Raw genomic sequence first — 14,077 nt, forward strand, 5'->3', positions numbered from 1 at the left:
ATTGGCCCGGCCTGCACTTGGCGGCCGGGCTCATTTTCTTGGGCGTTCTTGGATCAGGCGGACAGGCCGGTGACCCCTTCAACGGACCAATCCCAGTTGTAGAGTTCGACTTCGGTCATCCTCTGGCCGGCGGCGACGCGCACCTTGCCGGTCGCATCCTTCAGCTCGCCGGTGAACGGCGACCAGCCGCCCATGATCTTGTCGCGTACCGCGTCTGCCGCTGCTGCCGCCTCGGCCGGGACCTTCTCGCCCCACTTGTCGCGATCGACGCCGGCGCCCATGGCAAACAACTGTTCGCTCGGTGCCCATGTGCCTGCGAGACGCTTGCCGACCTGATCGACATAGAATTTCGCGAAGTCGATCAGGATCGATGAGACGTAGGAGTTCGGGCCGTAGCGACGGATATCGGTGTTCCACATCGCCGCCCACACGCCACGCTTTTCCGCGACCTGCAGGTATCCGGCCTCATCCATGATGCCGAACAGGAAATCGCATCCATTATCGATCAGCGCCGTGCCAGCCTGCGTGGCCGCTTGCGGATCGAACCAGGAATTGATGACGATCGTCTGCACCGTCGCGTTCGGGTTTACGGTGCGGGCGCCCATGACGAACGCGTTCGTCGAGGCATAGACGGAGGCGACGGGGAAGGAGGCGATGTAGCCGAGCTTTCCGGTTTTCGAGAGATGACCGGCGGCAACACCGAGCACATAGGTCGGATACCAGTGCGCAAGGTAGTACCAGCCGAGATTGTCCATGGAGACGTGGCCGTTGCACTCCAGGAACGCCACCTCCGGCGCGCGTTTGACGACCTCATGCAGGAAGTCGCCGCTGGACGAGGTGTCGAAGATCATGTTCGCGCCTTCCGAGACGAACTGGCGGTAGGTGCGCGTCGCGTCGGCGGAATAGGGGACGTTTTCGACTTCCAGGACCTTCTTCAGCTTGGGATAGGCTTCCTTGATGGCCAGCAGGCCCTGATGGTGCGCCCAGGTCCAGCCCTCATCGGAGATCGGACCAACATGGCCGAAGCCAACGACCGCGTCCTCTTCATTGATCGCGGGAAACGCCGAAGCGGCAAGTGCCTGGCGTGCGAAGCCTGATGGCAGTATGGTCGCGGCGGCGCCGGCGGCTGCCATGTTCAGAAATCCGCGGCGGGAGAGTGTGCGCAGGTCGATCATTTGGTCCCCTCATTTGTTTGGCGCGAATGATCGCGCTCGTTGTCTGCAATTGTCTTGGCCCGAACTCTCTCGACGCAACAAACATGCCAATCTGCCGCCCTGTGGTGGTGTGCGCATCGCGCGGCCAACCGGCGATTTCTCGGCGTGCTTTTTCAATGGCGGCAAAGTTCAATAACAAGGAACAGAGTTGAGCCGACTTGAATTTCGTGCGCGATAATGGCTAGAATGCACAAAACTAGGGCATGATATTTTATTGTGCATTTCGGCTAATTTTTAAACATAGGGTGCGGCTGTTGCGGGCGATAGGCGAAGAATGTCGGGGGTGATCGAATGCGCACGCTTCATATTTCGAGGGCGGCTCGTTCGCGAGAGCTTCATCGAATTCGCGCTTCACCGCGCCCGTCGCCTGGATCTCGCGATTAGTGTCGATACTTGCGACGCAGCCTCCGCGACGCTTTTGGTGAAAGGCCAGGAGGATCTCGTGGATGCCTTCGAAATGGCCTGCAGTCTTGGCCCCTATGATTGCCTCATACTCGATATCGAGCGCGGCGGCGCCAACAGGAGTGAAATATGAAATTGAGTGAAGGATGGGTGCCGGTTGCGCTGTCGTCGTCTATCGAGGCGGGCACGTCGGCGGGCGCGATTGCCCAAGGCAGCGAGATCGTCGTTTGGCGCGACAGCAGCGGCAAGGCCCACGTCTGGGAGGATCGCTGTCCGCATCGCGGCATGCGCATGAGCTTTGGCTTCGTACGAGGCGATCACATCGCCTGCCTGTACCACGGGTGGCAATACGACACCGCCGGTCAATGTCGCTATATTCCCGCGCACCCGACGCTGGACGTGCCGCAGACGATCAAGGTCCCGACCTATCTCGCCCAGGAGAAATACGGGATTGTCTGGGCGACGACCGATGAAGCGAGCGTGATGCCGAATATGGACGCCCCGGAGGTCACGCCCGTTCGCAGTCTCTACGTCGATCGCTCCGTTGAAGACGTCCGGGATGCTTTTGTGCGTGCGGGAATGACGGCGTTGGCGGCGGAACCGGGCAGGCTCGCCCTGGGAGACGATGTCTTGCTGATCGGTCTTCAAGAGATGCATGATACGAAGACTGCCGCGCATATCGTCATCCTCGGGGCTCCCGCAATCTATGGCGGCGACAAGCAGAAGCATTATGCGCAATGGGCCGAACGCCTTCGCTATGCGCTCGAGCAATCGCGCACGGCAGAGGTCGCCTGATGTCCGCAATCACGCTCTACAATTACGAACTGGACGAACAGAGCTACCGCGCGCGCCTGACGCTGTCCGCGTTGGGACTGGAGTGGTCGACGGTCGCGATCGACATGTTTCCGGGCGGTGAGCACCAGAAGCCGCCGATGCTGGCGCTCAATCCGCAGGGCACGCTACCGGTGATGCGCGATGGGGATTTCGTCCTCTCCGGCACGACCGCGATCATGCTCTATCTCGCCAAGGCCTACGATCCGCCAAAGCGCTGGCTGCCTGATGACGCCGCCACTTTCGGCGCGCTCAGCCATTGGCTCAGCTTCTGCGAGACGTCGCTGGCAGCCGCCGCCGAGGCGCGGTTGCAGGCGCTGTTCGACCTGCCGGGAGACACAGATGCGCTTCGCCAATCGGCGCGCGCCGCCTTCCGCATCATGGATGATCACATGACGATCCGCCATTTCGACGGGAAGGAATGGTTCGTGGGCGAGGACGCGACCCTTGCCGATCTTGCTCTGTTCCCGTCTTTCGCGCTCAGCCGCGACTACGGGATCGATCACGACGAGTATCCGGCGCTCCGCCGCTGGATCCGACGTGTCCGCACGGTGAAGGGCTTCCTGACGATGCCTGGTATCCCCGACTATCACTGAACCGGCCCAGGCATGCCGGCCTGGGTCACGAGAGGCGGGTGCCTTTCAGGCTAGCATGGGTGAAGCAACCACGCCCTGACCTTGGCGACGGATTGGGCGTGCCTCGGTTTACGGAGCGAGACGACGTAAAAGTCCGATTGCGCACGCATCGTTTCCGTGAACGCCGGCATCAACCGGCCGGCGGCGATATCCTCGTTGACGAAGACCGCGCTTGCCAGCGCAATGCCCTGGCCGGCAAGCGCGGCCTCGATGGCGTGGGATGTCTGGTTGAAGCGAACGCCCTTCGAGGTGGCGACGGGCCTTGCGCCCGCGATCGTGGCGATGAATTCAGGCCACTGATTGTGGGTATCGTGAAGCAACACGAAACGCGCGAGATCGGCGGGGTCGAGCGCCCCGGTTGCTGGCATCAGCGCCGGGCTGCAAACCGGGACAAGCTCCTGCTCGAAAAGCAGATTCGCTTCCAGCGACGCCGGAAAGGGCGGTCGCGCCAACCGGACGGCGATATCAACGTCATCCGATTGGAAGTTCGCGACGCGCTCGCTGGCGAGAATGCGCATATCGAGATCCGGGTGCGCGGCCAGGAAGTCCGGTAGCCTCGGAATCAGCCATCTTGATGCGAAAGTCGGCGTGACGCTGATCGTCAACCGCAAGGGCTCCGGTCTCAAAGTAGCCGTCGCATCGGAGATCAGTTCGAAAGCACGCCGGATGCTCTCGGCGTAGCCACGTCCGGCCTCTGTCAAAGCAAGCTTGCGTGGCAGGCGCTCGAACAAGGCGAGGTTCAGTTCCTTCTCCAATCCACGGACCTGCTGGGCCACGGCCGCCTGGGTAACGCCCAGTTCCTCGGCTGCGGCGCGAAAGTTGAGATGGCGGGCGGCGACTTCGAAGGCGCGCAGGCCATTCAGCGGCGGAAGGCGGAAAAGCGGGTCGTTCATGCGATAGTTTTTCTACTGATTTACGCCAATCGAATTGGCTCGAAGCGACGTCTTGCCGATGGTATCATCCTGCATCAAAGCTGAAAACATGCGCGATGCGCAAGAGAAACGACGAAAGGGTGGATGTCATGACAGTAGAAAAAGTGGCACTAGTGACGGCAGGCGGTAGCGGCATGGGGGCAGATGCCGCCAAGCGTCTAGCGGCCGATGGCTTCAAGCTCGCCATCCTCTCGTCCTCGGGAAAGGGTGAGGCGCTGGCCAAGGAACTCGGTGGCGTCGGCGTCACTGGCTCGAACCAGTCGAATGACGACATCAAGCGCCTTGTCGATCTCGCCATGCAGGCCTGGGGCCGCATCGATGTGCTCGTCAACAGCGCCGGACACGGCCCGCGCGCGCCGATCCTCGATATCACCGACGAGGATTGGCACAAGGGCATGGACGTCTACCTGATGAACGTCATCCGCCCGACCCGGATCGTGACGCCGATCATGCAGGCGCAGAAATCTGGCGCGATCGTCAATATCTCCACCGCCTGGGCCTTCGAGCCGTCGGCGATGTTCCCGACCTCTGCGGTCTTCCGCGCCGGTCTCGCCTCCTTCACCAAGATCTTCGCCGACACTTATGCGGCGGACAATATCCGCATGAACAACGTCCTGCCGGGCTGGATCGACAGCTTGCCGGCAACCGAGGAGCGTCGCGAATCGGTGCCGATGAAGCGCTATGGCACGAGCGAGGAGATCGCGGCGACTGTCGCGTTTCTGGCGTCGGAAGGTGCGGGGTATATCACCGGGCAGAATATCAAGGTGGACGGCGGGCTTGGCCGATCGGTGTGATCGCAGAAGCCAATGCGTCCCAAATCAAGCGGCTATTTCGCGGCCGCTTGATAAACGTCACGTAGAAGCCAAGCGATAGAGATTATCTATCGAAATAATTTTCTTTATCTATTTCATTTATCGCCGGCCCCTGCTTATGTTGCGGCGCGAAAGCGGGTTTTCGCTTCGCAGCAATTTCACAGGAGCCTTCATGTCCCTTATCAACACATCCATTAAGCCCTTCAAGGCGCAGGCCTTCAAGCAGGGCAAATTCATTGAAGTGACCGATGCCGACACCAAGGGCAAGTGGGCGGTATTCTTCTTCTATCCGGCTGACTTTACCTTCGTTTGCCCGACGGAACTCGGCGATGTCGCCGATCACTACGCCGAGCTGCAGCGCCTTGATGTCGAGGTCTATTCCGTCTCGACCGACACGCACTTCACCCACAAGGCCTGGCACGACAGCTCCGAGACGATCGGCAAGATCCAGTACACGATGATCGGCGACCCGACGGGCACGATCAGCCGTAACTTCGAAGTCATGCGCGAATCCGAAGGCCTTGCCGACCGCGGCACCTTCGTCGTCGATCCCGATGGCGTCATCCAGGCGATGGAAGTCACCGCCGAAGGCATCGGTCGCAACGCCGTCGACCTGCTGCGCCGCATCAAGGCAGCGCAGTATGTGCGCGCGCATCCGGGTGAAGTTTGCCCGGCCAAGTGGGAAGAGGGCGAAAAGACGCTCGCTCCGTCGCTGCACCTCGTCGGCAAGATCTGACCTTCAAATGACGAGCCGCCTTCCGGTCCAGACTGGAGGGCGGCACCCAATACCATATTCAGCGCCTTAAACGCGGCGCGGCCATCCATTTTTAGCGGAGTGTCCCATGCTCGACGACAATCTGAAATCCCAGTTGAAGGGCTATCTGGAGCGGGTCGTTCGCCCGATCGCGATCACCGCTTCGGTCAATGACAGCGCCAAGTCGAAAGAGATGTCGGAGCTCCTCGCCGAACTGGTCGCACTTTCCGACAAGATCTCGGTCGTGGAAACGCGCGATGACGGCGAGCGTGCACCCTCGTTCGCGCTGACCAGCCCGGGCCACGACATCAACCTGCGTTTCGCCGGCATTCCGATGGGCCATGAGTTTACCTCGCTGGTGCTGGCTCTGCTGCAGGTCGGCGGCCACCCGCCGCGCACGGAACAGGCTATCATCGATCAGATCAAGGATCTCGATGGCGATTTCCTCTTCGAAACCTATTTCTCGCTGACCTGCCAGAATTGCCCCGACGTCGTGCAGGCCCTGAACCTGATGGCCGTCTTGAACCCGCGCGTGAAGCATGTGGCGATCGATGGCGGCGTGTTCCCGGCCGAAGTTCAAAGCCGCCAGGTCATGTCGGTGCCGACAGTCTATCTCAACGGCCAGCTGTTCGGTCAGGGCCGAATGGAAGTCGAGGAGATCGTCTCCAAGCTCGACACCAATTCCGCGGCGCGTGCCGCTGAGAAACTCAATAGCCGCGAAGCCTATGACGTCCTCGTCATCGGTGGCGGTCCGGCTGGCGCTGCGGCGGCCATCTACGCCGCGCGCAAGGGCATCCGCACCGGCGTTGCCGCCGAGCGCTTCGGCGGTCAGGTTCTTGATACGATGGCGATCGAAAACTTTATCTCCGTACAGCACACCGAGGGCCCGCAGTTCGCGGCTTCGCTGGAAGCGCATGTGAAGCAATACGACGTTGACATCATGAACCTGCAGCGTGCCGAAAAGCTCGTTCCGGGGAAAGACATGATCGCGGTCGAACTCGCCAATGGCGCGACGCTGCGCTCGAAGACCGTGATCCTGTCGACCGGCGCCCGCTGGCGGCAGATGGGTGTTCCCGGCGAGGATCACTATCGCAACAAGGGTGTTGCCTATTGCCCGCATTGCGATGGCCCGCTCTTCAAGGGCAAGCGCGTTGCCGTCATCGGCGGTGGCAATTCCGGCGTCGAGGCGGCGATCGATCTTGCCAACATCGTCAGCCACGTGACGCTGATCGAGTTCGACAACAAGCTGCGTGCCGACGATGTCCTGCAGCGCAAGCTGCGCAGCCTTCCCAACGTCGATATCCTGCTTTCCGCCAAGACGACGGAAGTGCTGGGCGACGGCCAGAAGGTGACCGGGCTCGTCTACGAAAATCGCGTTGCCGGTCAGCGCCACACACTTGATCTGGAAGGGATCTTCGTACAGATCGGCCTGCTTCCGAACACCGAATGGCTGAAGGGCGCCATTGATCTGTCGCCGCGCGGCGAAATCATTGTCGATCATCACGGCCAGACGTCGGTGCCCGGCGTCTTTGCCGCCGGCGATTGCACGACGGTGCCTTACAAGCAGATCGTGATTGCGCTCGGTGAGGGCGCGAAGGCATCGCTTGCGGCCTTCGATCACCTGATCCGCACGTCCAGCCCGGACGAGGATGCGGTGAAGGCGGCCTGAGGCTGATCGACACGGTTCTGGAATGACGCTTCGCGAGCTGGAATACCTGATTGCCTTGGCGGACCACCGGCATTTTGGCCGGGCCGCCGAGGCGTGCCTGGTGAGCCAGCCGACGCTGTCGACGCAAATCCGGAAACTGGAGGAGACGCTTGGCGCTCCGCTGATCGAGCGCACGCCGCGCACGGTCATGCTGACACCATTCGGCGAGGATACCGTCGAGCGGGCGCGGCGTATCATGCGGGAGGTCGCCGAGATCAGGTCGTCGGCCTTGCGCAGCCTCAATCCCGAGGTCGGCACCCTGCGGCTCGGCATTTTCCCAACGCTCGCTCCCTATTTTTTGCCGCATGCGGTACCACGCATCCACAGGCAGTTCCCGCGGCTGGAGACGCTGCTAATCGAGGAAAAGAGCGATGCGCTGCTGGCGCGGCTCAGAAGCGGCAATCTCGATGCCGCGATCCTCGCTCTTCCCGTCAACGACGATCACCTGAAGGCCGAGTTTCTCTTCGAGGAAGACTTTCTGCTCGCCGTTCCCGCCGCGCATCCGCTGGCAAGGCGGCAGTCTCTGGTGCTCGGAGATCTCAATCGCTATGACCTTATGCTGCTCGAAGAGGGGCATTGCCTGCGCGACCAGGCGCTCGATGTGTGCCGCTTGTCGGGTGCGAGCGAGCGCACCTCGTTTCGCGCCACCAGCCTGGAGACGCTGCGCCAGATGGTCGGCGCCAATGTCGGGATCACGCTTCTGCCCGAGCTCGCCGCGCTGCATCCGGCGTCGGGCGATATAAGGCTGCTGCGTTTCGAAGGCATCTCGCCGAACCGGCGGATCGGCATGTGCTGGCGCACAGGTTCAGCGATGGGCGCTTTTCTGGAAACTATCGCCGGTCTCCTGCGCGACGTTGCCCAGGAGCTGCTTGCCGACATCCGACGGTAGCCGACCGCCTAAGGCGACGTTACTTCCATTCCCACAGGAGCTTGGTCGAGAACGGCCGTGCGCCGATCAAGAGCTCGGGTTCCGTCAGCTTGGCCTCGAAGGTCGCGGCATCAGCGTCTCCATTCAGCCCGACAAAGAGCATCTTCATCGAAGCGCCGCGCGGCTGGCCCTTCTTCCGATAGGCGAACTGGACCGCGCAGGTGGGATATTCCCATCCCGCCGTCAGCGTCTCCGCGAACGCTTCCTCGCCGAGCCCGTTCGCCCGGCCCGTCGACGCCAGGAACTGGCCCAGTCCGAAGAAGCCGGAAAACACCCGGTACGCCGTCTCCTGCGACATCTGCGTACCCTGTCCGCTTGCCGTGTCGCGGCGATAGAAGAGGCTGTCCACCTGACCCTGCTTACGGCTCATGGCGTAGCTGATCAAGTTTTTCTGGGCGAGCAGCTCCATCGTCAGATCGTAGGTCTGATAGGCGCTGGGGTCGGTATGCAGATCGTCGATACGTGCCTTCAGGTCGACAACATAGTCACGATAAGATGCGGCGCTCATCGGCGTTTCCTCATGGCTTTTGGCGCGTGGTAACAGAAACCGTAGAAATTCCAAGGGGGCCGGCGATCTGCACGGCAAGGGCGGCATGTCGCAGATCTGCGACAGAAGCTACGCGTCAAGCGCATAACGCATAGCTGTTCTGCAAAATTGTGCCTATGATTTGAGCGCGCTTGCTGTATAAACAAATCATCGAAGCGATGCACCTCCTCCCGCAGAGCTTCGAGTTGCAGGTGGCCTTATCCTCCTCCCAAGGGCGCCTGTGGAAATGACAGCACTCCTCCTCCCAGCTGTCATTCGGTTATTTTCGAAAAGCCTGTCGCACCTCCTCCCGCGGCAGGCTTTTTCGATTCTGGCGCACGCGTTCTTCAGCTTTCAATTTTCCGGATCAACGGTAGCGTCAGCGCGCAAACCATTCGGCTTGCGCGCCTTTGGTGCTCTTGCGTCAGCTGATGCCGCCGAGGCAGACATATTTGATCTCGGTGAACTCCTCGATACCGTATCGCGAGCCTTCGCGGCCGAGACCTGAGAGCTTCACACCACCGAACGGCGCTTCCGCCGTCGAGATCAGGCCCGTATTCACGCCGACCATTCCGTATTCCAGCGCCTCGGCCACGCGGAACACGCGCGCGAGGTCCTTGGCGTAGAAATAGGAGGCGAGGCCGAATTCGGTGTCGTTGGCCTGTTCGATCACATCAGCCTCGTCCTTGAAGCGGAAGAGGGGAGCAAGCGGGCCGAACGTCTCCTCACGCGCGACCGCCATGTCCTTGGTGACGTTGGCGAGAACAGTCGCCTCATAGAAGGTGCCGCCCAGCGCATGCGGCTTGCCGCCCTGGATGATGTTGGCGCCCTTCGCCAGCGCGTCGGCGACATGCTCCTCAACCTTCTCAAGCGCCGGCTTGTCGATCAAGGGACCGAGAATGACGCCCTCGTCGAAACCATTGCCGGTCTTCAACTTGCCGACGGCTTCCGCCAGCTTCTTCGAGAAGGCGTCATAGACGCCGTCCTGCACGTACAGCCTGTTGGCGCACACACAGGTCTGACCGTTGTTGCGGAATTTGGCGATCAGGGCTCCCTCGACAGCCGCGTCGAGATCGGCGTCGTCGAAGACGATGAACGGCGCATTGCCGCCGAGCTCGAGCCCGAGCTTCTTGATCGTGGGTGCGCTCTGCTTGTAGAGCTCGGCGCCGATTTCTGTCGATCCGGTAAAGGTGAGTTTGCGCACGGTCGGGTTCGACGTCATCTCCGCGCCGATCGCGGCGGCAGAGCCCGTCAGCACCGAGAAAAGCCCGGCCGGCAGGCCGGCGCGCTCGGCAAGCACCGCAATTGCGATCGCTGAGAACGGCGTCTGCGACGCCGGCTTCAGCACCATGGCGCAGCCTGCCGCAAGCGCCGGGCCGGCCTTGCGGGTGATCATCGCGTTCGGGAAATTCCAGGGCGTGATCGCCGCGACCACACCGATCGGCTGCTTCATCACCATGATGCGCTTGTCCGGCTGGTGGCCGGGGATCAAGTCGCCATAGATGCGCCGCGCTTCCTCCGCGAACCATTCGATGAAGCTTGCGCCATAGACGATCTCGCCGGTGGCTTCGGCAAGCGGCTTGCCTTGCTCGAGCGTCAGGATGCGCCCGAGGTCGTCCTTGTTCTCGATCATCAGATCGAACCACTTGCGCAGGATGCCGGCGCGCTCCTTGGCGGTGCGGGCGGCCCAGCCCTTCTGCGCGACGCGCGCGGCCTCGATCGCCGTCTTCGTCTCGGCGCCGCCGAGCTTGGGCACGCGGCCAATGATCTCGCCGGTGGCCGGATTATTCACCTCGATCGCATTGGCGGGATCGGCGTCGATCCATTTTCCGCCAACAAGAGCGGCCTGGCGAAAAAGGGAGGGGTCTTTCAGCTGCATCGCATTCATCCTGTTTTGACAAGGTACCGGCACGGCCGCCGGCACTGATCGGGTCAGCGTCTTTCTGGTGTCCAGGATAAAGTGGTGTCCCGTCCGGCAAGATCAAATTGGCCGAATTGCCGGGTACTTGCAACTGGAGCCATTGGCGCGCTCCGATGCCATGCCCGTCGGCACTGCGCGGAGAGGCCGCTGTTTTGGCGGCACCTTGACTACGGGCTCCAAACCAAATGGTATGCACGCGTGACATCATCCAATGGCGGCGTCGCCAGCGTGGCGCCGAGAGCAAATGATCGCGATCAGGCGGCGCAGCATCGGTCTATTCGTGTCGTGGGCTTTCCGCCTCTCTCTTTGCATGACGCTGATTGGCTCCGCCAATGCTGCCGAGCCCACCGAGGCCCAGCCGGAGGCAGCCTGCCTTTACACGCGCTCGATGACGGGCTCGGCGGAGACGCTTTGCATTCGCAAGGACAGTTTCAACCGCGATCTCTGCGGCGCGATCGAACGGACCGCGACCGAGCACGACCTGCCGCCGGATTTCTTCGCCCGGCTGATCTGGCGCGAGAGCCGGTTCAGGCCGGATGCGCTGAGCTACAAGGGTGCGCAGGGTATCGCGCAGTTCATGCCGGGCACCGCCAAGCTGCGCGGACTGCAGGACAGTTATGATGTTCTGGAAGCCTTGCAGAAGTCGGCCGAATATCTCGACGAGCTCAGGGATCGCTTCGGCAATCTCGGTCTCGCGGCGGCAGCGTATAATGCCGGTGAAAACGGGCTGTCCAACTTCCTCAATGGTGGCGGCCTGCCGACGGAAACCCGCAGTTACGTGATGGCGATTACCGCCCATAGCGTCGAGGAGTGGAAATCCTCGGCACCCGACAAGGCGGCTGGCCCCTTGGCCGAGGATCAGCCGTTCATCGAGAGCTGTGTAGCGCTTGCCGATCGCCGCAAGATGGTCGAGCCGGTCTGGCGGCCAGAAGGAAACTGGGCGCCATGGGGCGTGCAGATCGCGGCGAGCGCCAATCCCGATGTCGCCCGTCGCCTCTTCTTCGAGGCCGTCGCGCAGTTTCCGGCGCCGCTTGATCAGGAGCAGCCGCTGATCCTGCGCCAGCGCGACCGCAGCTTCGGCTTCCGGCCGCGCTATGTGACCCGCATTGCGCGGCAGACGAGGGGGGAGGCCAATGATGTCTGCAAGCAGATCCGCAAGACCAACCAGATCTGCCTGGTTTTCAAGAATTGAGACGTTGCGCTCGGCCGCATCCGCGATCTTTCGCGGCGCCCCCGGCGTATTCGGCAAATTAAATTGCACGGGTGTGCAAAAAATGAATTCCGGCCCTATCTTGTCATGTCACTGTTACGCGTCGGCGATAGCAAAACCACAGTCCTAAGGGCAGTGCCCCAAAACCGAATGGAGACGGTCATGAACAGACGCGAGTTTCTTGTCACATCATCGGCGGCAGCCGGTCTGCTGGCCCTGCCACGCTTTGCAATGGCTGCAGATGGCACGATCAACCTCTATAGTGGCTCCGACGCCAACATCATCGATTTCTGGAACAACACCGTGCTTCCGGCCTTCAAGAAGGCCAACCCTGGAGCTGCCGTAAAGGTCACCGATGCAGGCGACAACGCCGGCTTGCGTGCGATTGCAGACCGTGCGCTTGCGGCGCTCAAGTCGAAGACGGATCCGCAGTCGGATATCTTCGAAGCGTTCAACCCGCGTCTGCCGACGGGTGGTATCGATGCCGGCCTCTGGGTCAAGTTCTCGGCCGAGAACATCGATGGCTTCGCGACCGTCAATCCGCTCAGCGTCGACAGCCAGTATTCGCTGCCTTACCGCGGTTCGCAGGTGCTGCTCGCCTACGACAAGACCAAGCTCGACCCCAAGGACGCGCCGAAGACCTGGGAACAGCTGACGGCCTGGATCAAGGCCAATCCCGGCCAGTTCATCTACAATCGCCCCGACAAGGGTGGTTCCGGCGGCAACTTCGTTCGCCGCGCAATCCACGAAGCCAATGGTCGTGACCCGAAGAAGTTCACCATCGACAACTTCACGGCCGACTTCGCAAATCAGGCTCTGACGCCGGCTTGGGCAATCCTCAACGATATCGCGCCTTCGCTTTACGAAAAGGGTGCCTACACCTCCGGCAACACGCAGTCGATCCAGCTGCTTGCCCAGGGCGTCGTCACCATGACGCCTGTTTGGTCCGACCAGGTGCTTCAGGCCCTGTCGCAGGGCGTGTTGCCCGAGACGACCGGCCTTGTCCAGCTCACCGATCTGGCGCTTTGCGGCGACTTCTCGCGCATGACGGTGTTTACGAACGGCGCCAACAAGGATGCCGCTCTCAAGCTCGCGGCCTTCATGCTGACGAAGGAAATCCAGGAAGCGATCATCACCGAACTCGGTGGTTTCCCGGCCGTTGCCTGGGATCACATCTCCGACGAACTTCGTCAGAAATACGCCGATGTCATCCCGACAACGATCCCGACCTTCCCGGCCGGCGATTGGGAAAGCAACATCAACGACGGTTGGTACCGCAACGTTGCTCCGGGCATCAGCCGCACCTGATGCGTAAGGGCATGACATTGTCGCTGCCGGCGCGGGCAACCGCGCCGGGCAAGGCGCAAAATCCGGTGGGGCTTCTTCTGGTCGCTCTGCCGGTGTTTCTGCTCGGGTGGCTGATCGTCTACCCGATCTTTTCCGCCGTGATCACCACCGTGTTTGTCCCTCAGGCGGACGGCACAAGGTCGGTATCGCTGGCCTCGTACGCATTTTTCTTCAGCGATTCCTACAGCCTCGCCAATCTCTGGGTGACGTTGTGGACGACTGTCGTCTGTGGCGTCCTGCTGCTGGTGATCGGCTTGCCGATCGCGCTCTATCTGCGCTTTTCGCAGGGACGTCTTCCCGCCTACGTGCAGGGTATGGCGATTTTCCCGATGTTCGTGCCATCGATCATCCTGTCCTACGCACTAATCCGCACGATCGGGCCCAATGGTACCGTCGATCTGCTGTTGAATGCTGTCGGACTGCCGAAAATCCCGTCACCCTATCTGACCCCATGGGGCCCTGTTATCGGGCTGGTTTGGGACAATCTTCCTTTGACGGTGCTGATGCTGACGGCGGGGCTTGGCAATATTCCAAAGAGCTCGGTCGAGGCTGCCCGTGATGTCGGCGCGTCGCCGCTGCGCGTTTTCATCTCGATCATCCTGCCGCGCATGGGCAACTCGCTGTTGGTCACAGCATCCTTTGCCATCCTTGGCATCTTCTCGTCCTTCACTTTGCCCTATGTGCTCGGCCCGGCATCGCCGGAAATGATGGGGCCGTTCATGCAGCGCACCTTCTCCGATGTGAATGATCCCCTGAATGCGCTGACGCAGGCCGTCATCTCCTTCGGCTTCTGCCTCGTCTTCGGCATCTTCTATGTGCGCTCGATCGCCAAAAATCGGGAGGCGTCACGATGAATA

14 protein-coding genes are annotated in these 14,077 nt (G+C 61.4%); 10 read left to right on the forward strand and 4 right to left on the reverse strand.

Annotated elements, in window-relative coordinates; genetic code table 11:
* Positions 1–53: 53 nt before the first annotated feature.
* The gene (locus D460_RS0124475) at positions 54–1,175 is read right to left on the reverse strand and encodes a BMP family ABC transporter substrate-binding protein (protein WP_018901238.1); all 1,122 of its coding nucleotides are present in this window, start codon (positions 1,173–1,175) and stop codon (positions 54–56) included.
* 313 nt (positions 1,176–1,488) lie between these two features.
* Here D460_RS0124475 and D460_RS0124480 point away from each other — a divergent pair, with 313 nt between their 5' ends.
* From D460_RS0124480 to D460_RS0124490, 3 genes are read left to right on the forward strand one after another with little or no spacing between them, the layout of a single operon-like run.
* Positions 1,489–1,749: a hypothetical protein gene (locus tag D460_RS0124480; RefSeq protein ID WP_018901239.1), complete on the forward strand. Its 261-nt coding sequence runs from the start codon at positions 1,489–1,491 to the stop codon at positions 1,747–1,749.
* Complete coding sequence (locus D460_RS0124485; protein WP_018901240.1) at positions 1,746–2,411, forward strand: Rieske 2Fe-2S domain-containing protein; 666 nt, start codon at positions 1,746–1,748, stop codon at positions 2,409–2,411. The genes D460_RS0124480 and D460_RS0124485 overlap by 4 nt, the downstream gene beginning before the upstream one ends.
* Positions 2,411–3,043 carry a glutathione S-transferase family protein gene (locus D460_RS0124490; RefSeq protein ID WP_018901241.1) on the forward strand — a complete coding sequence of 211 codons (633 nt, stop codon included), beginning with the start codon at positions 2,411–2,413 and terminating at the stop codon, positions 3,041–3,043. Before D460_RS0124485 ends, D460_RS0124490 begins: the two co-directional genes overlap by 1 nt.
* Positions 3,044–3,093: 50 nt before the next feature.
* Here D460_RS0124490 and gcvA read toward each other — a convergent pair whose 3' ends face one another.
* The gene (gene gcvA / locus D460_RS0124495) at positions 3,094–3,975 is read right to left on the reverse strand and encodes a transcriptional regulator GcvA (protein WP_018901242.1); all 882 of its coding nucleotides are present in this window, start codon (positions 3,973–3,975) and stop codon (positions 3,094–3,096) included.
* Positions 3,976–4,103: 128 nt separating this feature from the next.
* On the opposite strand from gcvA, the gene D460_RS0124500 reads away from it, so the two are divergent.
* From D460_RS0124500 to D460_RS0124515, 4 genes are all read left to right on the forward strand, one after another.
* Positions 4,104–4,808, forward strand: a complete 705-nt coding sequence (locus D460_RS0124500; protein ID WP_026283494.1) for an SDR family oxidoreductase — start codon at positions 4,104–4,106, stop codon at positions 4,806–4,808.
* Positions 4,809–4,998: 190 nt separating this feature from the next.
* The gene (ahpC, locus tag D460_RS0124505) at positions 4,999–5,562 is read left to right on the forward strand and encodes an alkyl hydroperoxide reductase subunit C (protein WP_018901244.1); all 564 of its coding nucleotides are present in this window, start codon (positions 4,999–5,001) and stop codon (positions 5,560–5,562) included.
* A 106-nt stretch (positions 5,563–5,668) separates the two neighbouring features.
* On the forward strand, positions 5,669–7,249 hold the full coding sequence (ahpF, locus tag D460_RS0124510; protein WP_018901245.1) for an alkyl hydroperoxide reductase subunit F: 1,581 nt from the start codon (positions 5,669–5,671) through the stop codon (positions 7,247–7,249).
* 22 nt (positions 7,250–7,271) lie between these two features.
* Positions 7,272–8,177, forward strand: a complete 906-nt coding sequence (locus D460_RS0124515) for a LysR substrate-binding domain-containing protein (protein ID WP_018901246.1) — start codon at positions 7,272–7,274, stop codon at positions 8,175–8,177.
* A gap of 19 nt (positions 8,178–8,196) precedes the next feature.
* Here the strand turns inward: D460_RS0124515 and D460_RS0124520 are convergent, their stop codons facing one another.
* Positions 8,197–8,724 carry a hypothetical protein gene (locus D460_RS0124520; RefSeq protein ID WP_018901247.1) on the reverse strand — a complete coding sequence of 176 codons (528 nt, stop codon included), beginning with the start codon at positions 8,722–8,724 and terminating at the stop codon, positions 8,197–8,199.
* A gap of 442 nt (positions 8,725–9,166) precedes the next feature.
* Positions 9,167–10,621 (reverse strand): NADP-dependent succinate-semialdehyde dehydrogenase, encoded by a 1,455-nt coding sequence (gene gabD, locus D460_RS0124525; RefSeq protein ID WP_018901248.1) that lies wholly within the window; start codon positions 10,619–10,621, stop codon positions 9,167–9,169.
* Positions 10,622–10,973: 352 nt separating this feature from the next.
* Between gabD and D460_RS0124530 the strand changes: the two genes are divergently transcribed.
* The 3 genes from D460_RS0124530 (at position 10,974) to D460_RS0124540 (ending at position 14,074) form a co-directional block, all read left to right on the forward strand.
* Positions 10,974–11,855: a lytic transglycosylase domain-containing protein gene (locus tag D460_RS0124530; RefSeq protein WP_245267798.1), complete on the forward strand. Its 882-nt coding sequence runs from the start codon at positions 10,974–10,976 to the stop codon at positions 11,853–11,855.
* A 180-nt stretch (positions 11,856–12,035) separates the two neighbouring features.
* On the forward strand, positions 12,036–13,181 hold the full coding sequence (locus tag D460_RS0124535; protein ID WP_018901250.1) for an extracellular solute-binding protein: 1,146 nt from the start codon (positions 12,036–12,038) through the stop codon (positions 13,179–13,181).
* Positions 13,182–13,192: 11 nt separating this feature from the next.
* A complete protein-coding gene (locus D460_RS0124540; protein ID WP_245267792.1) occupies positions 13,193–14,074 on the forward strand; it encodes an ABC transporter permease subunit in 882 nt (293 codons plus the stop codon).
* Positions 14,075–14,077 lie beyond the last annotated feature (3 nt).

The organism is Rhizobium sp. 2MFCol3.1, assembly GCF_000377565.1.
GTDB lineage: Bacteria > Pseudomonadota > Alphaproteobacteria > Rhizobiales > Rhizobiaceae > Rhizobium.

Bases quoted from the DNA above. Each gene is read 5' to 3' on its own strand.
- D460_RS0124480 (WP_018901239.1), top strand. From the start codon at position 1,489: ATGTCGGGGGTGATCGAATGCGCACGCTTCATATTTCGAGGGCGGCTC.
- ahpC (WP_018901244.1), top strand. From the start codon at position 4,999: ATGTCCCTTATCAACACATCCATTAAGCCCTTCAAGGCGCAGGCCTTC.
- gabD (WP_018901248.1), bottom strand. From the start codon at position 10,621: ATGCAGCTGAAAGACCCCTCCCTTTTTCGCCAGGCCGCTCTTGTTGGC.
- D460_RS0124490 (WP_018901241.1), top strand. From the start codon at position 2,411: ATGTCCGCAATCACGCTCTACAATTACGAACTGGACGAACAGAGCTAC.
- D460_RS0124515 (WP_018901246.1), top strand. From the start codon at position 7,272: ATGACGCTTCGCGAGCTGGAATACCTGATTGCCTTGGCGGACCACCGG.
- D460_RS0124535 (WP_018901250.1), top strand. From the start codon at position 12,036: ATGAACAGACGCGAGTTTCTTGTCACATCATCGGCGGCAGCCGGTCTG.
- gcvA (WP_018901242.1), bottom strand. From the start codon at position 3,975: ATGAACGACCCGCTTTTCCGCCTTCCGCCGCTGAATGGCCTGCGCGCC.
- D460_RS0124540 (WP_245267792.1), top strand. From the start codon at position 13,193: ATGACATTGTCGCTGCCGGCGCGGGCAACCGCGCCGGGCAAGGCGCAA.
- D460_RS0124520 (WP_018901247.1), bottom strand. From the start codon at position 8,724: ATGAGCGCCGCATCTTATCGTGACTATGTTGTCGACCTGAAGGCACGT.
- D460_RS0124475 (WP_018901238.1), bottom strand. From the start codon at position 1,175: ATGATCGACCTGCGCACACTCTCCCGCCGCGGATTTCTGAACATGGCA.
- D460_RS0124485 (WP_018901240.1), top strand. From the start codon at position 1,746: ATGAAATTGAGTGAAGGATGGGTGCCGGTTGCGCTGTCGTCGTCTATC.
- D460_RS0124500 (WP_026283494.1), top strand. From the start codon at position 4,104: ATGACAGTAGAAAAAGTGGCACTAGTGACGGCAGGCGGTAGCGGCATG.
- ahpF (WP_018901245.1), top strand. From the start codon at position 5,669: ATGCTCGACGACAATCTGAAATCCCAGTTGAAGGGCTATCTGGAGCGG.
- D460_RS0124530 (WP_245267798.1), top strand. From the start codon at position 10,974: ATGACGCTGATTGGCTCCGCCAATGCTGCCGAGCCCACCGAGGCCCAG.